The sequence below is a fragment of the Stenotrophomonas sp. 85239_Sma genome (assembly GCF_056481725.1).
Genome location: NZ_CM151163.1, coordinates 2,242,252 through 2,259,964, shown reverse-complemented (window position 1 = coordinate 2,259,964; position 17,713 = coordinate 2,242,252). Strand labels below are relative to the sequence as shown.

The 17,713-nt window shown below is 61.5% G+C and carries 17 protein-coding genes, 1 tRNA gene and 3 pseudogenes; 14 read left to right on the top strand and 7 right to left on the bottom strand.

From position 1 onward, the window contains the following. Positions 1–13 precede the first annotated feature (13 nt). Together arsC and arsH are read right to left on the bottom strand one after the other, a co-directional pair. On the bottom strand, positions 14–433 hold the full coding sequence (gene arsC / locus ACYKG1_RS10640; protein ID WP_054658164.1) for an arsenate reductase (glutaredoxin): 420 nt from the start codon (positions 431–433) through the stop codon (positions 14–16). Beyond that, a complete protein-coding gene (gene arsH, locus ACYKG1_RS10635) occupies positions 430–1,170 on the bottom strand; it encodes an arsenical resistance protein ArsH (protein ID WP_057506595.1) in 741 nt (246 codons plus the stop codon). Before arsH ends, arsC begins: the two co-directional genes overlap by 4 nt. 40 nt (positions 1,171–1,210) lie before the next feature. On the opposite strand from arsH, the gene ACYKG1_RS10630 reads away from it, so the two are divergent. From ACYKG1_RS10630 to ACYKG1_RS10575, 12 genes are all read left to right on the top strand, one after another. Beyond that, entirely contained in the window at positions 1,211–1,525 is a 315-nt protein-coding gene (locus tag ACYKG1_RS10630; protein WP_054658162.1) for an ArsR/SmtB family transcription factor, read from the top strand. 26 nt (positions 1,526–1,551) lie between these two features. Next, complete coding sequence (locus ACYKG1_RS10625; RefSeq protein ID WP_057506594.1) at positions 1,552–2,043, top strand: arsenate reductase ArsC; 492 nt, start codon at positions 1,552–1,554, stop codon at positions 2,041–2,043. 20 nt (positions 2,044–2,063) lie between these two features. Further along, positions 2,064–3,122: an ACR3 family arsenite efflux transporter gene (gene arsB / locus ACYKG1_RS10620; RefSeq protein WP_054658160.1), complete on the top strand. Its 1,059-nt coding sequence runs from the start codon at positions 2,064–2,066 to the stop codon at positions 3,120–3,122. 3 nt (positions 3,123–3,125) lie between these two features. Continuing rightward, positions 3,126–4,109, top strand: coding sequence for a thioredoxin-disulfide reductase (gene trxB / locus ACYKG1_RS10615; protein ID WP_054658158.1), 984 nt, complete (start codon positions 3,126–3,128; stop codon positions 4,107–4,109). Between the two features lie 24 nt (positions 4,110–4,133). Further along, entirely contained in the window at positions 4,134–5,204 is a 1,071-nt protein-coding gene (locus tag ACYKG1_RS10610; protein ID WP_478472651.1) for an ArsO family NAD(P)H-dependent flavin-containing monooxygenase, read from the top strand. A 188-nt stretch (positions 5,205–5,392) separates the two neighbouring features. Next, the gene (locus tag ACYKG1_RS10605) at positions 5,393–5,827 is read left to right on the top strand and encodes an ArsR/SmtB family transcription factor (RefSeq protein WP_089153137.1); all 435 of its coding nucleotides are present in this window, start codon (positions 5,393–5,395) and stop codon (positions 5,825–5,827) included. 78 nt (positions 5,828–5,905) lie between these two features. After that, entirely contained in the window at positions 5,906–6,958 is a 1,053-nt protein-coding gene (locus ACYKG1_RS10600) for a PstS family phosphate ABC transporter substrate-binding protein (protein WP_478472649.1), read from the top strand. Between the two features lie 50 nt (positions 6,959–7,008). Beyond that, the gene (pstC, locus tag ACYKG1_RS10595) at positions 7,009–7,953 is read left to right on the top strand and encodes a phosphate ABC transporter permease subunit PstC (RefSeq protein ID WP_478472647.1); all 945 of its coding nucleotides are present in this window, start codon (positions 7,009–7,011) and stop codon (positions 7,951–7,953) included. Next, entirely contained in the window at positions 7,953–8,882 is a 930-nt protein-coding gene (gene pstA, locus ACYKG1_RS10590; RefSeq protein ID WP_082332067.1) for a phosphate ABC transporter permease PstA, read from the top strand. Before pstC ends, pstA begins: the two co-directional genes overlap by 1 nt. Before the next feature lie 14 nt (positions 8,883–8,896). Further along, on the top strand, positions 8,897–9,724 hold the full coding sequence (gene pstB / locus ACYKG1_RS10585; RefSeq protein WP_074038423.1) for a phosphate ABC transporter ATP-binding protein PstB: 828 nt from the start codon (positions 8,897–8,899) through the stop codon (positions 9,722–9,724). 12 nt (positions 9,725–9,736) lie between these two features. Further along, positions 9,737–10,462, top strand: coding sequence for a phosphate signaling complex protein PhoU (gene phoU / locus ACYKG1_RS10580; protein WP_019184709.1), 726 nt, complete (start codon positions 9,737–9,739; stop codon positions 10,460–10,462). 204 nt (positions 10,463–10,666) lie between these two features. Further along, positions 10,667–10,769, top strand: a tRNA-Ile gene (locus ACYKG1_RS10575). A 3-nt stretch (positions 10,770–10,772) separates the two neighbouring features. Here the strand turns inward: ACYKG1_RS10575 and ACYKG1_RS10570 are convergent. Together ACYKG1_RS10570 and ACYKG1_RS10565 are read right to left on the bottom strand one after the other, a co-directional pair. Beyond that, positions 10,773–11,399 carry an SEC-C domain-containing protein gene (locus ACYKG1_RS10570; RefSeq protein WP_180844807.1) on the bottom strand — a complete coding sequence of 209 codons (627 nt, stop codon included), beginning with the start codon at positions 11,397–11,399 and terminating at the stop codon, positions 10,773–10,775. A gap of 44 nt (positions 11,400–11,443) precedes the next feature. After that, positions 11,444–12,085, bottom strand: a pseudogene (locus ACYKG1_RS10565) (DNA-binding protein); the annotation flags it as partial. Between ACYKG1_RS10565 and ACYKG1_RS10560 the strand changes: the two are divergent. Continuing rightward, a pseudogene (locus ACYKG1_RS10560) lies at positions 12,082–12,945 on the top strand (peptide chain release factor 3); the annotation flags it as partial. The pseudogenes ACYKG1_RS10565 and ACYKG1_RS10560 overlap by 4 nt on opposite strands. A gap of 100 nt (positions 12,946–13,045) precedes the next feature. Then, positions 13,046–13,186 (top strand): annotated as a pseudogene (locus tag ACYKG1_RS10555) (ISL3 family transposase); the annotation flags it as partial. Between the two features lie 134 nt (positions 13,187–13,320). Here the strand turns inward: ACYKG1_RS10555 and nudE are convergent. Genes nudE through pnp form a run of 3 tightly spaced genes read right to left on the bottom strand, consistent with a single transcriptional unit; the run spans position 13,321 to position 17,695 of the window. Next, complete coding sequence (nudE, locus tag ACYKG1_RS10550) at positions 13,321–13,887, bottom strand: ADP compounds hydrolase NudE (RefSeq protein ID WP_032966771.1); 567 nt, start codon at positions 13,885–13,887, stop codon at positions 13,321–13,323. Next, positions 13,887–15,494 (bottom strand): chaperonin GroEL, encoded by a 1,608-nt coding sequence (gene groL, locus ACYKG1_RS10545; protein ID WP_478472644.1) that lies wholly within the window; start codon positions 15,492–15,494, stop codon positions 13,887–13,889. The genes nudE and groL overlap by 1 nt, the downstream gene beginning before the upstream one ends. After that, positions 15,491–17,695 carry a polyribonucleotide nucleotidyltransferase gene (pnp, locus tag ACYKG1_RS10540; protein WP_478472642.1) on the bottom strand — a complete coding sequence of 735 codons (2,205 nt, stop codon included), beginning with the start codon at positions 17,693–17,695 and terminating at the stop codon, positions 15,491–15,493. Before pnp ends, groL begins: the two co-directional genes overlap by 4 nt. Positions 17,696–17,713: the final 18 nt, after the last annotated feature.

Below are 17,713 nucleotides of genomic sequence, written 5' to 3'. Positions count from 1 at the left end.
GCCGAGTGAACTGTCAGACCACGCGCCTTCCCTCCTGATCGATCACCACCTCACCATCTTCCTTGGTAAACGGCCTGTCCACCGCTGGAAGGATGTCGAGTACGACTTCTGATGGCCGGCAAAGACGGATACCCGCCTCCGTTTGCACGAATGGGCGATTGATCAGTATCGGGTGCGCTAGCATGGCATCGAGCAAGGCATCGTCGCTGAGTGCGGCATCGCCCAGCCCCAGCTCGTCATGCGGCGTGCCCTTCTGCCGGATCGCATCACGCACCTTCAAGCCAGCTCCGGAAATCAGCTCGATAAGACGCACTCGGCTAGGCGGGTTGGTCAGGTAATCAATCACCTCGGGCTCAATCCCGGCGTGTCGAATCAAGGCGAGAGTGTTCCGCGAGGTGCCGCACTTCGGATTGTGGTAAATGACAGCGTTCATGCGCTTTCCTCTTGGTTCAACGCGGCTTCCAGCACGCCTGCGGCGGCTGCCAGCGCCGCCGCTTCAACAGCGCCCTTGCGCTCGCTGTAGCGATCCACCAGGTAGTCGCTGCGCCCGCGCACCAGCAGAGTGAACTTGACCAGTTCCTCCATCACGTCCACCACCCGATCGTAGTACGCCGATGGCTTCATACGCCCGTCGTCATCGAACTCCTGCCAGGCTTTGGCGACCGACGATTGGTTGGGGATCGTCACCATCCGCATCCAGCGGCCGAGCACGCGCAGCGTGTTGACCACGTTGAAGGACTGCGAGCCGCCGCAGACCTGCATCACTGCCAGCGTGCGGCCTTGGGTGGGTCGAACGCTGCCTTCTTCCAGCGGCAGCCAGTCGATCTGGTTCTTGAATACAGCGGTAAGGGTGCCGTGGCGTTCGGGGCTGACCCACACGTGGCCTTCGGACCACAGTGAGGCCTGGCGCAGCTCCTGAACCTTGGGGTGGGTAGCTGGCACCGAGTCCAGCATCGGCAGCTCATGCGGGTCGAACAAGCGGGTTTCCGCTCCGAGCTGTTCCAGTAGCCGCTGCGCCTCCAGCGCCAGCTTGCGGCTGAACGACTGCGGGCGCAGCGACCCGTACAAGATCAGGATGCGCGGGCGATGCTGCTGCTCGCCCGGATCACTGAGCTTGGCGGCCGTAGGAATGTCCAAGGCGCCCGGAACCACGTTGGGAATCTGCTGCATGGGGGTTGTCCTGCCAATTCGATTCGAATATTCTAGAATCATGGAACATAAAAACGCAACCCACGCTCTTGCTGCCCTGGGCCATGCCACCCGCCTGTCGATCTTCCGCCTGCTGGTGCAGGCCGGCAGCGGCGGCAAGCTGGCCGGCGACATCGCCCAAGCGCTCGCCTTGCCTGGCGCCACACTTTCCTTCCATCTGAAGGAACTGCTGGCTGCCGGCCTGATCAGCGCCGAGCAACGTGGCCGGACCATCTGCTACCGGGCCGAGTTTGTGGCGATGAACGAGCTGCTGGCCTACCTCACCGAAAACTGCTGTGCCGACGAACAGTCCTGCGAACGCCCCGCTGGCTGCTGACCAACCCTACCTTAGAGATCGCTCAAATGACCCGTCGCGTCTTGTTCTTGTGTACCGGTAATTCCGCTCGGAGCGTGTTGGCCGAATCGACCCTGAAAAAATGGGGCGAAGGCCGCTACGAGTCCTTCAGCGCGGGCAGCCAACCAGCCGGTCGTGTCAACCCGTTCGCGATCGCCCAGCTGCAGCGCGAGGGCTTCCCGGTGGACGGCCTGCGCAGCAAGTCGTGGGACGAGTTCGCCGAAGCTGATGCCGCCCCGATGGATCTGATCGTCACCGTCTGCGACAGCGCGGCGGCCGAGGCTTGCCCGGTGGTGTTTGGCGACTTTGTGCGGGTGCATTGGGGCCTGTTCGATCCGGCCGGTGTTGAAGGCTCGGACGAACAGAAGGCCGAAGCCTTCGATCGCGCGCATCAGATCATCAAGGCGCGCCTGAAGGCTTTCCTCGACATCCCCGACAACGCATGGGACGACCGCGACGCGCTCAAGGCCCAGCTCGAGCCGATCGCGCAGATCAACTGACCGTCTTTCCGGAAAATGCCATGACCACTGATACCTCCCGCCTGTCCTTCCTGGACCGGTACCTCACGCTCTGGATCTTCGCCGCCATGGCGCTGGGCGTCGGCCTGGGGGCGTTGTTCGAGGGCGCGCCCAGCGCGTTGAACAGCCTCTCCATAGGGTCGACCAACATCCCGATCGCAATCGGCCTGATCCTGATGATGTATCCGCCGCTGGCCAAGGTGAAGTACGAAGAACTGCCGCGGGTTTTCGCTGACAAGCGCGTGTTGATGCTCTCGCTGCTGCAGAACTGGATCATCGGCCCGTTCCTGATGTTCGGCCTGGCCGTGCTGTTCCTGCGCGACTACCCCGAATACATGACCGGCCTGATCCTGATCGGGCTGGCCCGCTGCATCGCGATGGTGCTGGTGTGGAACCAACTCGCCCGTGGCGACGCCCAGTATGTTGCTGGACTGGTGGCATTCAACTCGATCTTCCAGATCGCGCTGTTCAGCCTCTACGCGTGGTTCTTCCTGTCTTGGTTGCCGCCGGTGTTCGGTCTGCAGGGCAGCGTCATCGATGTTAGTTTCTGGACCATCGCCGAGGCTGTTCTGATCTACCTTGGCATCCCGTTCCTGGCCGGTTTCCTCACCAGTCGATGGCTGAAGGCGCGTAAGGGTGTGCGCTGGTATGAAGAGAAATTCCTGCCTGCAATCAGTCCGATAACCCTTGCCGCATTGCTGTTTACTATCGTGGCGATGTTCAGTCTGAAGGGCGGCGACGTGCTGCGAATTCCGATGGACGCAGTACGCATCGCGATTCCGCTGACGCTGTACTTCATCATCCAGTTCGTCATCAGCTTCTTCATGGGCAAGCTGATCGCCAAAGACTACCCCCGCACCACCGCGATCGCGTTCACTGCAGCAGGCAACAACTTCGAACTGGCGATCGCCGTGGCCATCGCGGCTTTCGGCCTGGCCTCGCCGGTCGCATTCGCCGCTGTCATCGGCCCACTCGTGGAAGTGCCGGTGCTGATCCTGCTGGTCCACGTCGCCTTGCGGCTGGGCAAACGCTACTTTCCTGCCGATGCACGGAGCCGCTGAGCCATGAGCACCACCCGACACATTCCATTGCTGATCCTTGGTTCCGGCCCGGCCGGCTGGACCGCCGCCGTCTACGCCGCCCGCGCCAACCTCAAGCCGGTGGTGATCACCGGCCTGCAACAGGGGGGGCAGCTGATGACCACCACGGAAGTGGACAACTGGCCGGGTGATGCCCATGGGCTGATGGGCCCGGACCTGATGACTCGCATGCAGGCGCATGCCGAGCGCTTCAAGACCGAGGTCATCTTCGACCACATCCACACTGCCGACCTGTCCCAGCGCCCGTTCAGGCTGATCGGCGACAGCGCCGAGTACACCTGCGACGCGCTGATCATCGCCACTGGCGCCACCGCCAAGTACCTGGGCATCCCGACCGAAGATCAATTCAAGGGCCGCGGCGTTTCCGCCTGCGCCACCTGCGACGGCTTCTTCTACCGTGACCAGGACGTGGTAGTGGTGGGCGGCGGCAACACCGCCGTGGAAGAAGCGCTGTACCTGTCCAACATCGCCCGCAAGGTCTACCTGATCCATCGCCGCGACACCCTGAAGGCGGAAAAGATCATGCAGGACAAGCTATTCGCCAAGGTTGAAGCCGGCAAGATCGAAACCGTCTGGCACCACCAGGTGGAGGAAGTGCTGGGCAACGAGGCCGGCGTGACCGGCGTGCGCGTGAAGTCGACCCTAGACGGCAGTACCCGCGACCTCGATGCACACGGGTTCTTCGTGGCCATCGGCCACCACCCGAACACCCAGCTGTTCGACGGCCAGTTGGCGATGAACAACGGCTACCTGGACATCCGCTCGGGCCTTGGCGGCAATGCGACCCAGACCTCGGTGGAAGGCGTGTTCGCCGCCGGCGATGTGGCCGACCAGCACTACCGCCAAGCGATCACCTCGGCCGGCTTCGGCTGCATGGCCGCGCTGGACGCCGAGCGTTACTTGGATGCACTCAATATCTCCGACCAGCAGCACAAGAACGCCGCCTGAGTGCTGCAGCGCGAGGAAGTCCAGATGGACAGCATCGATGTGGTGGTAATTGGAGGCGGTCAGGCCGGGCTGGCGGCCGGTTACTTCCTGCGTCGCAGCGGGCTGTCCTATGTGATTCTTGATGCCGAAACGTCTCCTGGCGGGGCGTGGCAGCATGCGTGGGAATCCTTGCATCTGTTCTCGCCGGCGGGCTGGAGCTCGATTCCCGGTTGGCCGATGCCTGCCACTCGGGAACCGTACCCGTCGCAGGCGGAAGTACTGGACTACCTCGCGTGCTACGAGCACAAATATGCGCTGCCGGTCATCCGTCCCGTGCAGGTGGAACGCATCAGCCGTTCGGGGAAACGGCTGCTGGTGGAAGCAGATGACGGCCGACAGTGGCACACACGCGCAGTGATTAGCGCCACAGGTACCTGGCGGCGTCCCTACACGCCCGGCTATGAAGGTTTGGACGCATTCGGCGGTGTGCAGCTGCACTCGGCCCACTACAGCCATCCCGAACCCTTCGTCGGAACGCGCGTGGCCATCATCGGTGGCGGCAACTCAGGCGCACAGATTCTGGCCGAGGTATCCAAGGTGGCCGAGACCACCTGGATCACCCAGCGGGAGCCAGCCTTTCTCGCCGACGATGTGGACGGGCGCGTTCTATTCGCACGCGCAACCGAGAAGTGGAGGGCTCAGCAGGAAGGACGCGAGCCGGATGTTCCAGAGGGTGGTTTTGGCGACATCGTCATGGTGCCGCCGGTGGTGGACGCACGGCGCCGCGGTGTACTGGTTTCCATGACGCCACCCGTCCGTTTCACCGCCACCGGCATGCAGTGGGCAGATGGCAGCGAACGCAACTTCGACGCGGTGATCTGGTGCACCGGCTTCCGGCCGGCCTTGTCGCACCTGGAAGGACTGGGTCTGGTCAACGCCCAAGGTCGGATCGACGTGGATGACACCAAGGTTCGTTCGATCGCAGAGGCATCGGTCTGGCTGCTGGGCTATGGCGACTGGAATGGTGCCGCGTCAGCCACGCTGATCGGCGTGACCCGTTATGCGCGGGAGGTAGTGAGACAAGTTACAGCCTGTTGCGCAGCTGCGTGTGGCTAGTCGGCAAAGAACATCCGCTGGGGTGCCAGTATCCCAACAAAGTCCCGCTCTGGCGGGACTTTTGCTTTGGAGGCCTCTTGAATCGTCATCTGAATAGCCACCTGTCATCAGGTTGTCATACAGAAGGGGGAGCATCTCAATCTGTCGACATATCTCGACATATCGACATATGCAACGGGAGAATCTCCATGGCCCAACCCCAACGTGTTCTGGACTTCGATTACTTCGAGCGACGCTCCTTGAGCGCGTCGATGTCCATCGACCACGCATTGGATGCCCTTTCGGCACTCAGCAATGGGGCGCGCCTGGTGATTTTCCGCACGCTGGTGAACCACGAGCCGGAAGGCCTCACGGCCGGAGTCCTGACCGACATGATGGGGATGCGCCACAACACGCTTTCCAACCACTTAGCAGTGCTTAGTCGCGGCGGGTTGATCTGCGGAACCCGCGAAGGGCGGTTCGTGCGCTACCGCGCCTGCCTGGACGGAATGCATGGGCTGTTGGGATTCCTGCTCGACGACTGCTGCGGCGGACGGTCTGAGCTGTGCCTTCAGCCGCACCCGACCGATCCTGCCTGCGACTGTGTGGCGGAGGTGCCGGCTCCGCCCAGACTTTTCAAATAGTCCTGCCCCATCCAGCTGGGGAGCTCGGTGGGCAAATACCAATAGCACCCAAGAACATCCGAACATAGGAGATTCTCAATGTATCTACGTCTCACTCTTCTTGCGGCAGCCACGCTCTCCATCGTCGCGTGCTCGCCCTCCAATACGCCGGCCGCTTCGGAGCAGAACGGCAATTCCGCGGCGGGCAAAACAGCCGAGATCAGCGGCATGGTGAGCACGGACGGTTCGTCGACCGTGTTTCCCGTCACCGAAGCGATGGCCGAAGAGTTCCAGAAAGAAAATGCCGGCATCAACGTAACGGTCGGCATGTCAGGAACCGGTGGCGGCTTCAAGAAGTTCTGTCGCGGTGAAACCGACATCTCCAATGCGTCGCGCCCGATCAAGGGTGAGGAGAAGGAAGCCTGCAAGGCCGCTGGCGTGGAGTACATCGAGCTTCCAGTCGCGATAGACGCTTTGACAGTCGTGGTCAACCCACAGAACACCTGGGCCAATGACCTCACCGTCGACGAACTGAAGGCCATGTGGGTGCCTGAAGCACAGGGCAAGATCACCAACTGGAACCAGATTCGTCCGAGCTTCCCGGACAAGCCGCTGGTCCTCTACGGTGCAGGTACCGATTCGGGAACCTACGACTATTTCACCGCCGCCATCGTTGGCAAGGAGCACTCCAGTCGCGGCGATTACACGGCCTCCGAGGACGACAACGTGCTGGTGCAGGGAGTCTCGGGTGATGCCAATGCACTGGGGTTCTTCGGTCTGGCCTACTACGAGGAAAACGCCGGCAAGCTCAAGGCAGTAGGCATCAAGACCAACGCCGCAGCCCAAGCGGTCGCGCCCAGCGTGGAAACCGCACGCTCTGGCCAGTATCAGCCTCTGTCGCGCCCGATCTTCATCTACGTAAGCAAGAAGGCCGCCGAAACCAAGCCCGAAGTCGCGCGCTTTGTCGAGTTCTATCTGGACTCCAAGCACTCCGAAGGATTGGTGCAGGAGGTGGGCTATGTACCGCTACCGGAGAACGCGTTGGCCGCAATGCGCGAGCGCTTTGCAAAACGGGAGATTGGCACCGGCTTCACTGGCTCGAAGATTGGCGTTTCCATCGACGAGCTGCTGAAAGAGAAGCTGGTTTACTGACAATCATGGTCGGCGCGCACAGCGATGTGCGCGCCGGCTGAGGCCGTCTGATGAAAAGTAGTAGTTCCTTCCTCGATGTGGGTCCTGTCCCGCTTCAGCCAAGCGACGCATTTCTGCGCCGCCGCCATGCCATCGACACAGGCATTCGCCTGGTACTGTTCGTCGCAGCGGCGCTATCAGTTCTGGTCACCTTCGGCATCCTCTACGTCCTACTCAGTGAGAGCTTGAAGTTCTTCACCCAGGTGTCCGTCGTGGACTTCCTGACCGATACGCAGTGGACGCCCGTCTTCGAAGAGAAGCACTTCGGGATCATGACACTACTGTCGGGTACGCTGATGACCACGGCCATTGCCCTGGTTGTTGCCGTGCCTGCCGGCACGATTCTCGCGTTGTATCTCAGCGAGTTCGCCAAGCCCAGGCTCCGTGAAGCGGTAAAGCCGTTCCTTGAGCTCATTGCAGGCGTACCAACGGTCGCTTTCGGGTACTTCGCTCTGCTGTTCTTGACGCCCATCTTTCAATCCTTCATCCCGGGTCTGGCACGCTTCAACCTGCTCGTGTCTGGGGTGGTCATCGGCATCATGATCTTGCCCTACATCGTATCCATGAGCGAAGACGCTATGCGCGCCGTGCCTGATTCGCTGCGTGAGGGGGCATACGCACTCGGATTCACCCGCCTTCAGACCGGATTGAAGGTGGTGACGCCAGCTGCGCTCTCGGGCGTCACCGCCGCTTACCTGCTCGGAATGTCGCGCGCGGTCGGCGAGACTATGGTAGTGGCTATCGCTGCCGGCCAGCAGGCCAGGATAGCGACCAATCCGCTCGAGGGTGCAGCAACTATCACCTCATACATCGTGCAGTTGAGCATGGGCGATCTTCCACATGAGTCGATTGCCTATCAGACCATCTTCGCCGCCGGACTGACGCTTTTCGCACTTACGTTCAGTTTCAACCTCTTCGCCTTCTGGCTCCGCAAGCGCTACCGGGAGGCCTACTGATGCGCGACCACATCGAGCCCATGGGCCTTGACGATGCTGCAATTACACGGCGCGCACGAGTTTCAGACTTGTGCTTCACCGTGCTCGGGCTGCTGGTACTGTTCCTGACCCTGACCATTCTGATGGCGCTTGTAGCCGACTTCGTAGTCGACGGCGCGGCCAGACTCACTCCAGACTTTTTCACCAACTTCCCCTCTCGCCGACCTGAGTCTGCCGGTATTCTCTCGGCTTGGATCGGTACTTGCCTTGTCATGCTGGTGACCGGGGTCCTTGCCGTGCCGGTGGGGGTCGCCGCAGGCGTCTATCTTGAGGAATACGCCCCGAAGCACTGGGTCACCGACTTTATTGAGGTCAATGTCACCAACCTTGCTGGCGTTCCTTCGATCATTTTCGGACTGCTGGCACTGGGCCTCTTCGTCCAAATGTTCGGGCTCGGCCAAACGATCCTGGTCGCGGGCATGACGCTTGCTCTGCTGATCCTGCCCATCATCATTGTCGCGACCCGCGAGTCACTGCGCGCCATTCCTCAAGACATCCGCGAAGCTGCTTTCGGGCTGGGGGCAGATCAGTGGCAGACCGTCAGCATCTTTCTACTTCCCGCCGCGCGTCCGGGAATCCTGACTGGCGCCATCGTGGGCATGTCGCGGGCCATTGGCGAAACCGCGCCGATCATCACCATCGGCGCACTGACCTTCATTGCCTTCCTGCCGCCATCACCAATCCAGGCATCTGCTCCCTTCATCAGTTTTGAATGGCTCAGCTCCCCCTTCACCGTGATGCCCATCCAGATGTTCAACTGGGTGTCGCGACCGCAGGCTGGCTTTCACGTGAATGCAGCTGCCGCCGGGCTGGTGCTGCTGGGTATGACCCTGCTGATGAACGGCTTTGCAATCTGGCTGCGTTACCGCCTTCGCCGCCGCCTGCGGTGATCCACGGAGACAACATGAATCACTCGACCATCTCAATTCCGGTTCCCGTGGCCGAACGCACCTCAACCCCCGCGCACGATGCGACGGTGCGTGCTGAGGTTCGTGGGCTTGACTTCCATTACGACAAGTTCCACGCGCTGAAGGACATCAACCTGTCGATCGGCAGCAATCAGGTCACTGCGCTGATCGGCCCCTCGGGCTGCGGCAAAAGTACGCTACTGCGCTGCTTCAACCGGATGCATGACCTGTATCCGAACAACCGGTACTCCGGCGCGATCACCCTCATGCCGGAGAACCTGAATATCGTAGGGCCGGATGTGGACCCGATGCGCGTGAGGCTGCGCATTGGCATGGTTTTTCAGAAGCCAAATCCGTTCCCGAAATCGATCTTTGACAACGTGGCCTCAGGGATCATGATTCGCGGTGTGCGCAACAAATCAGTTGTCACTGAGCATGTCGAACGCGCATTGCGCGGAGCGGCCCTCTGGGATGAGGTGAAGGACAGGCTGGGTAAGTCAGCATTCGAGTTGTCCGGCGGTCAGCAGCAGCGTCTGTGCATAGCCAGGGCGCTGGCGCCCAACCCCGAGATCATTCTCTTTGATGAACCCACATCTGCACTCGATCCCATTGCAACTGCGCGGATTGAAGAGCTGATCGACGAGTTGCGTGCGCAGTACACCATCGTCATTGTTACCCACAACATGCAGCAGGCTGCGCGGATCTCGGACAGGACGGCATTCATGCACATGGGACAGCTCATTGAGAGTGGCCCTACGGCGGAGTTTTTTACTAATCCGAAAGAGCAGAAGACCCACGAGTACATCACCGGCCGTTTCGGCTGAGGAGCAAAGGTCATGACCGACCATATTGTCCAGTCTTTCGATGTCGAGCTGCGGGGGCTTACTTCACACATCCTTGAGCTCGGCATCCTTGCCGAACAGCAGCTTACGGATGCCGTCTGGTCGCTACGGCGTGGCAACGAGCAAATGGCCAAGGAAGTGGCAGAGCGTGAGGAGCGACTGAACCGGCTTGCGGCGCAGATTGATAGCGACGCTGTGAGCATGATCGCGCGTAGACAGCCGCTAGCGATCGACCTTCGCCATGTGATGGCAGCAATCCGAATTAGTTCAAACCTGGAGCGCGTGGGCGATCTTGCTTACAACATTGCCAAACGCTCGATGGCAATGAGCGAGGCTCCGATACCAGCAGAGCTTGCGGAGCCTATGCAGCGTATGGCCGAGCTCACGCTATTGCAGCTGAAATCAGCGCGGGAGTCCTTTGCCACGATGGACATTCATTCGGCTTACCGCGTTTGGGAGGAAGATGCAGTAATTGACGCGATGCACACGATCTTGTTCAAGGATATCGTGCAGTGCATGGCCGACGACCGCGCCTCCGCATTTGACTTGGCTCACCTGCTGTTCGTAGTGAAGAACATCGAGCGGGTTGGTGACCACGCAACCAACATAGCCGAGGACGTCGTATACATGGTCAGCGGGGCGTTACCTATCGGCAAGCGCCCGAAGATGGATGAGAGCACCCTGCCTAGGGCGGGAAGTGACAACCTAGGCAACAGCTAATAAACCCACTATCCCCGCATAGTGGCCGCTGCGCCCAATGGCGACGAGGTCGGAGGGGCGTTTTGTAACGACGGGACTACTTCCTTTCAGGGTATAGAGGCTCTGCGTGCTTTGATGCTTTGGGCGGATTGGGTATGCTTGCGCCATGAGCCACATCTGCCAGCTCGACCACCGAATACCGGCGTGATCGCATTGATCGATCACGCCCCTGTTGCTCATGTTGGTCAGAGCGCCGGCCTTATACTCCGGTGAGAGCACGCGCCAGATAAGCGCGTACACGTCGGTTCGATTCCGACCGGGGGCACCACCGTCAACGGCAGAAGAACGCTTCTACTTGCGCGCCATGGCAGCGCTTGTACTTGCTGCCGCTGCCACACAGGCACGGCGTATGCTCGCGCAGTCCCGCACCGAGTGATTGGCCCAAAAAATCCCTAGCGTGCAGAAGGGGCTGGATTTCATGGGCGGGAACGCTCACCTCTCCATATTGGGATGCTCGCTCGCCGCGGTTCATCACCCGGACTATCGCTTCAGACATCTGGATGAAGTGCTTGATCAGCAGGTCATCGCGTAACGGCATGCGGACGTTGTCGATGGCCAGGCCCTCGTAGCGTCTGCGCGGATCCGGCACAAAGAGAATGCGTGTCTCACCTTCAGGCTTTGGCGTGATGTCGACCATTTCACCCTCGGGGCTGACCCACACGGCATGGAATTCTGCCTCCACCAGCACGTGCGGCCATTCCCACAGCTGCCAACCGCACCGCATCTGGCCGCCGTCCCGCGTGATCTTCGCTTGCACGTTGGGAAAGCACTCATGCACGATCGCATCGGCTTCCGGCTGCACAGGCAGATAGACGGGCTCTGCGCCGCGCACGACGGAATCGGTCAGGCGCCGCACGGCGCGGGTGATCTCCGGGGGTGTGGTGGTTACTACGCTCATGCCAAAGCTCCTTGCGATCGTTGTGCCTAGTGTCTTTATCTAGGCTATGGCGACGGCGTCTCTTCCGATGAGATCCGCTTGGAGCCTTTACCGCTGTTACTTGCCGGCTGCAGCTGGGCCAAAAGTGGCTCCAAGGTGCCCAGGCGCACTGTGGCGCGCAGCGTCTCCGCCTCGGCGTGCTCGCGTCGTTCACGCTCCTGGGCCAACGCGGTCCGGGCTTGCACAAGCTCTTGTCGAAGGGCGTCCAAACTCTGCGTATCTTGACCCCAGCGCACCTGCAACGCTTGGTGTTCGGCCGCAGTCAGGCGCAGCGTATCGAGCTCGCCCTGTTGCGTCTGGATGGTCTGGCGCAGCTGCGCCACCTCCTTTTCCAGTCGGGTGTGACGCTCCAGCCACTGGCCGTTTTCCCGGTTGAGCTGTACCAAGTCGTGGTTTTTGGCGGTCAACGCTTCGTTGGCCTGGCGCAGGGCGACCTGCAGTTCCTGGACCTGGTGCTCGTGCCGGCGTTGCTCCTGCTCGCGCTGATCCTTGACCGAGGTGCGGTAGTGCTCAAGGGATTCCCTGGCATGCTCATGCTTCTGCTCCAAGGAGCGCGCGTGGCTTTCGTGCTCCGCCAGCCGCGCCGTGAGGCCCGCAATGCGCTCCTCCAGTTGGGCCAGGTCAGTGGCACGGCTGGCCACTGCAGACTCCGGTATTCTTCGGCTCGGCGGTGAACAACTTTGGTGTCCAGTTGCTGCTCGACTTCTTCGTCACGCATGCGCCGGCACCCAAGCCACGCGACGCATCCCTGAGGAAGGTTTCGCCAGAGGAGCCGGCTTTCAGTGGCTTCGTGTTCAAGATCCAGGCCAATATGGATCCATTGCATCGCGACCGCGTCGCCTTCCTGCGCGTGTGCTCCGGCAGCTATCAGCACGGCATCAAGGCACTCCATGTCCGCACGGGCAAGGAGATGCGGCTTGGCGATGCCTTGACGTTCATGGCGTCCGAGCGTGAGTTGGCCGAGCACGCCTACCCGGGCGACGTCATTGGCATTCATAACCACGGCACGATCGCCATCGCCGACACGTTCACCGTCGGCGATCCGTTGCAGTTCACCGGCATACCGAGCTTTGCCCCCGAGCTGTTCCGGCGCATCCGCCTGCGGGACCCGTTGCGTCTCAAGCATTTGCAAAAGGGTCTGACCCAGTTGTCTGAAGAGGGAGCCACGCAGTTTTTCCGGCCACTGTTGTCCAACGACCTGATCCTCGGGGCAATCGGAACCCTGCAGTTCGAGGTGGTGGCCTATCGGTTAAAGGACGAGTACGGCGTGGAAGCGAGTTTCGAACCGGTCCAGATCCACACTGCGCGCTGGATCCAGGCTGAGAGCGATTCCGATCTCGAAGAGTTCCGTGAGAAGGCGGCAACCCATCTTGCGCTCGATGCTTCCGGAGCCCTGGTCTACCTGGCACCCAGTCGCGTCAACCTGCAGATGGCGCAGGAACGTGCACCGAAGATTTGCTTCACAGCCACACGCGAGCACTCCCAAGCCGTGGGTCGCGCGGACTAGGGGTTGTCCGTGTAAAAATGGTTCTTTGCGGATTACCGTGGAGCCTCGGCTGACCAACGGTGCCCTTGAGGCCTGATTTCCTAGATTCGAGGATGCAGCCATGCTGGACCGGAAGACGATCGAAAAGCTGGATGGCCGGGAAGGCTATCGGGTAGAGCGCGTGGCGTGGCCTGAGGATGACAGCCGGACCGTCACGATCTACCTCAAGCCATCGGCGCGGACGATGTACTGCGAGCACTGCGACACTCCCAAGCCGTGGGTCGCGTGCAGCGCAGGGGAAACCATCACGTTCATGAACCCCTCACCTCCGGTCGAATCGGCAATTGATCGGCGCGGACGTCGACCGCGTGCTCGATAGGCATTGATGCCGGACGTCTAACCCCCACGCTCCCGCATCACCTCGCGCACGATGAACAGCGACGCGATCGAGCACGCTTCAGAGCAGTCCTCGCGCAGGGCCAATTCGTGGAGGCGATCGAGCTGCCAAGGGACCACCTCGAGCTCTTCGGGTTCGTCCCCCGGCAAGCGCTCCGGGTACAGGTCCTCCGCCAGTACCAGATGGATGGCGTTGCTCATGTAGGTGGGGGCCAAGGTCAGTGGCCGCAGATAGCGCATAACCTTGGCGCCCATTCCGACCTCTTCCTTCAGCTCGCGATTGGCGGCCTCGAGAATCGACTCGCCGGGGTCCATACGTCCCTTGGGCAGGCCAAGTTCGTATCGATGGGTGCCCACCGCGTACTCGCGAATCAAAAGTACCGTGTGCGGATCGGGCATCGCGGCGATGATGACGCTTCCAGGTGAGCGGGTGTGGAGCCGCTCGTAGAGCCGTCGCTCCCCGTTCGCGAATTCGAGATGCACCTGTTCCAGGCAATACGGGCCGAGCTCGGTCGCATCAGCCCGATGGATGACCGGTAGGCGCAGGATCGTGTTGAGGCGGGACATCAGCCGTCTTCCGATTGCACCGCGCCCGGCGGTTCTGCTTCGGCAATCGCGACGCCGCTGCTGAGGAACATGCGGGCAGCAGCGGCCGCATTCTCCAAGGCCAAGCGGGTGACCTTGGTCGGATCGAGGATGCCGAACGCGACCATGTCGCCGTATTCGCCGGTCTGGGCGTTGTAGCCGAAATTGCCGCTGCCTTCCTTGACTTTGTTGACCACGACCGATGGCTCTTCACCGGCGTTGGCGACGATCTCGCGCAGCGGTGCTTCCATCGCGCGCAGGGCGATCTGGATGCCGTGGTTCTGGTCTTCGTTGGCGCCCTTCAGGCCTGCAATCGCGGCCTTGGCGCGCAGCAGCGCGACGCCGCCGCCCGGGACGATGCCTTCTTCCACCGCCGCACGCGTGGCGTGCAGGGCGTCTTCGACGCGGGCCTTCTTTGCCTTCATCTCGATCTCGGTCGACGCACCGACCTTGATCACCGCCACGCCGCCGGCCAGCTTGGCAACGCGCTCCTGCAGCTTCTCGCGGTCGTAATCCGACGAGGTGTCTTCGATCTGGGTCTTGATCTGGGTGACACGCGATTCGATGTTGGCCTTCTCGCCGGCGCCATCGATGATCGTGGTGTTTTCCTTGGAGACCTGCACCTTCTTGGCGCGGCCCAGGTCCTTGATCGTCGCCTTTTCGAGCGACAGACCGATTTCCTCGGAGATCACGGTGCCGCCGGTCAGCACGGCCATGTCTTCCAGCATCGCCTTGCGACGGTCGCCGAAGCCCGGTGCCTTGACGGCCACGACCTTGACGATGCCACGGATGGTGTTGACCACCAGAGTCGCCAGCGCTTCGCCTTCGATGTCTTCGGCGATGATCAGCAGCGGCTTGCCGGACTTGGCCACGCCTTCCAGCACGGGCAGCAGGTCGCGCACGTTGGAGATCTTCTTGTCGTGCAGCAGCACGTACGGATCGTCCAGGTCAGCGGTCTGCGACTGCTGGTTGTTGATGAAGTACGGGGACAGGTAGCCGCGGTCGAACTGCATGCCTTCGACGACGTCCAGCTCGTTTTCCAGGCCCGAGCCTTCTTCAACGGTGATCACGCCTTCCTTGGTCACGCGGCGCATCGCTTCGGCGATGATGTTGCCGATCGATTCGTCGGAGTTGGCCGAGATCGTACCGACCTGGGCGATCGCGTTGTCGTCGGTGGTCGGCTTGGAGATGTTCTTCAGCTCGGCGACGGCGGCGATCACGGCCTTGTCGATACCGCGCTTGAGGTCCATCGGGTTCATGCCGGCAGCAACGGCCTTGGCGCCTTCGCGGATCAGGGCCTGGGCCAGCACGGTGGCGGTGGTGGTGCCGTCGCCGGCGTCATCGTTGGTGCGGGAAGCAACTTCCTTCACCATCTGCGCGCCCATGTTCTCGAACTTGTCAGCCAGTTCGATTTCCTTGGCGACAGACACGCCGTCCTTGGTGATGGTCGGGGCGCCGAAGCTCTTTTCGAGCACGACGTTGCGGCCCTTCGGGCCCAGGGTGGCCTTGACGGCATTGGCGAGAATGTTGACGCCGCGCAGCAGGCGCAGCCGCGCATCATTATCGAAAAGGATCTCTCTGTGCGTCATGACCGTTCCTCCGCAATAAAAACGCATGCCGGAGGGGAGCCGCCAGAACCCCCGGCATACGCCGACTCCGGCAGCAACACTTTCGTTCCGTCCACCGCCTTCATCGAAAGCCGAACCCGACCCTGCATGTCCACTTCCAGGACCTTGACCTTCACCACATCCCCTTCCGACAGAACGGAATTCGGGTTTTCCACTCGCTCGTCAGAAATCTGCGAGACGTGCACCAGTCCGTCCTTGCCCGGCGCGATGGTGACGAACGCGCCGAAGTCAAGCACCTTTGCCACCTTACCTTCGTAGACCCGACCCGGTTCGATTTCGGCCGTGATCTGTTCGATACGCCTGCGCGCCGTGTCGGCGGCTCCGCCGCTGGTCGAAGCGATCACGATCGTGCCGTCGTCCCGGATATCGATCTGCGTGCCAGTTTCCTTGGTGAGCGCCTGGATGGTGGCCCCGCCCTTGCCGATCACCTCGCGGATCTTGTCCGGATGGATCTTGATCGTCAGCAGGCGCGGTGCGAACTCCGACATCTGCTCGCGCGGGGCCTGGATGGCCTTGGCCATCTCCCGAAGGATGTGCAGTCGCCCTTCTCGCGCCTGCGCCAATGCCACCTCCATGATCTCGGCGGTCACGCCGTCGATCTTGATGTCCATCTGCAGGGCCGAGATACCGTCGATAGTGCCGGCGACCTTGAAATCCATATCGCCCAGGTGGTCCTCGTCACCCAGGATGTCGGACAGCACCGCGAACCGATCGCCTTCCTTGACCAGGCCCATGGCGATGCCTGTCACAGGCCCCTTGACCGGAACGCCCGCAGCCATCAGGGCCAGCGAGCTGCCGCACACTGAAGCCATCGAGGAAGAACCATTGGACTCGGTGATCTCCGACACTATTCGAATGGTGTAAGGGAATGCTTCCATCGACGGCATGATCGCGGCGACGCCACGCTTGGCCAGACGGCCGTGGCCGATTTCGCGTCGCTTTGGGCCGATCATCGGACCCGTCTCGCCGACGCAGTAAGGCGGGAAGTTGTAGTGGAAAAGGAAGTGTTCCTTGTACTCGCCGGTGACGGCATCGATGACCTGGCCGTCACGCGTAGTGCCGAGCGTGGTGGTCGCGATGGCTTGGGTTTCGCCGCGTGTGAACACCGCCGAGCCATGAGTGCGCGGCAGCACGCCGAGTTGGATCGAGATCGGACGTACGTCTTCGAGACCGCGACCGTCCAGCCGACGCCGATCCTGCAGCACCATGCGGCGCACAGCGGTGTACTCGAGGTCGTCCAGCTCCGCGCGGACTTGGGCGACCTCCCAACCCGTTGCCGAGGTCGTCGGTGCAGCTAGCGCAATCAACACTTCATTTCTGATCGCCTGCACTCGTTTCTTGCGTGCGATCCGGTCGGTGATCAGCAAGGCGCTGTTGAGGTTGTTTCCAATCTGTGTGCGCACCGTATCGGCCAGGGCCAGGTCGCGTGGTGGATGGCTCCACTCCCACTTGGTCACCTTCGCTTCTTGGGCGAGTTCCTCGATCGCTTCGATCACGGGCTGCATGGCGTGGTGGCCAAGCGACACCGCCGCCAGCATGATCTCCTCCGAGAGCACGTTGGCTTCGGACTCGACCATCAACACGCCGTGCCGGGTGCCGGCGACGACCAGATTGAGGTCGGAGGCCTTGAGCTCTTCGGTGGTCGGGTTGACCAGAAAACTGTCGCCGTGGCGGCCGATGCGGACCGCTCCAATCGGCCCCTTGAACGGCAACCCCGACAAGCGCAGCGCGGCGGAGGCGCCGACCATGGCTGGAATATCGGGATCGATCAACGGATCGACGGACAGCACGGTCGCAATGACCTGGACCTCGTGGCGGAACTGATCGGGAAACAGTGGTCTTACCGGCCGGTCGATCAGGCGCGAGGTCAGGATTTCCTTTTCGGTCGGGCGACCCTCGCGCTTGAAGAAACCACCGGGGATACGACCGCCTGCGTAGAAGCGCTCCCGGTACTCGACGGTGAGCGGGAAGAAGTCGAGTCCATCTTTCGCGCGCTTGCTGCCGACCGCGGTTACCAGCACCACCGTATCGCCCATGCGGACTATGACCGCGCCGGACGCCTGCTTGGCGATCTCGCCGGTTTCGAGGGTGAGTTCATGCGCCCCGAAGGCGCAGCGCTTCACGACCGGTAATTTAGCCGGTGCATTCGTCATCAGATTCATTATGTTTTCCTTTCATCA

Bases quoted from the DNA above. Each gene is read 5' to 3' on its own strand.
- ACYKG1_RS10630 (WP_054658162.1), top strand. From the start codon at position 1,211: ATGGAACATAAAAACGCAACCCACGCTCTTGCTGCCCTGGGCCATGCC.
- pnp (WP_478472642.1), bottom strand. From the start codon at position 17,695: ATGAATCTGATGACGAATGCACCGGCTAAATTACCGGTCGTGAAGCGC.
- pstC (WP_478472647.1), top strand. From the start codon at position 7,009: ATGAAAAGTAGTAGTTCCTTCCTCGATGTGGGTCCTGTCCCGCTTCAG.
- trxB (WP_054658158.1), top strand. From the start codon at position 3,126: ATGAGCACCACCCGACACATTCCATTGCTGATCCTTGGTTCCGGCCCG.
- ACYKG1_RS10605 (WP_089153137.1), top strand. From the start codon at position 5,393: ATGGCCCAACCCCAACGTGTTCTGGACTTCGATTACTTCGAGCGACGC.
- phoU (WP_019184709.1), top strand. From the start codon at position 9,737: ATGACCGACCATATTGTCCAGTCTTTCGATGTCGAGCTGCGGGGGCTT.
- ACYKG1_RS10600 (WP_478472649.1), top strand. From the start codon at position 5,906: ATGTATCTACGTCTCACTCTTCTTGCGGCAGCCACGCTCTCCATCGTC.
- arsB (WP_054658160.1), top strand. From the start codon at position 2,064: ATGACCACTGATACCTCCCGCCTGTCCTTCCTGGACCGGTACCTCACG.
- ACYKG1_RS10570 (WP_180844807.1), bottom strand. From the start codon at position 11,399: ATGAGCGTAGTAACCACCACACCCCCGGAGATCACCCGCGCCGTGCGG.
- arsH (WP_057506595.1), bottom strand. From the start codon at position 1,170: ATGCAGCAGATTCCCAACGTGGTTCCGGGCGCCTTGGACATTCCTACG.
- arsC (WP_054658164.1), bottom strand. From the start codon at position 433: ATGAACGCTGTCATTTACCACAATCCGAAGTGCGGCACCTCGCGGAAC.
- groL (WP_478472644.1), bottom strand. From the start codon at position 15,494: ATGACGCACAGAGAGATCCTTTTCGATAATGATGCGCGGCTGCGCCTG.
- ACYKG1_RS10610 (WP_478472651.1), top strand. From the start codon at position 4,134: ATGGACAGCATCGATGTGGTGGTAATTGGAGGCGGTCAGGCCGGGCTG.
- ACYKG1_RS10625 (WP_057506594.1), top strand. From the start codon at position 1,552: ATGACCCGTCGCGTCTTGTTCTTGTGTACCGGTAATTCCGCTCGGAGC.
- nudE (WP_032966771.1), bottom strand. From the start codon at position 13,887: ATGTCCCGCCTCAACACGATCCTGCGCCTACCGGTCATCCATCGGGCT.
- pstA (WP_082332067.1), top strand. From the start codon at position 7,953: ATGCGCGACCACATCGAGCCCATGGGCCTTGACGATGCTGCAATTACA.
- pstB (WP_074038423.1), top strand. From the start codon at position 8,897: ATGAATCACTCGACCATCTCAATTCCGGTTCCCGTGGCCGAACGCACC.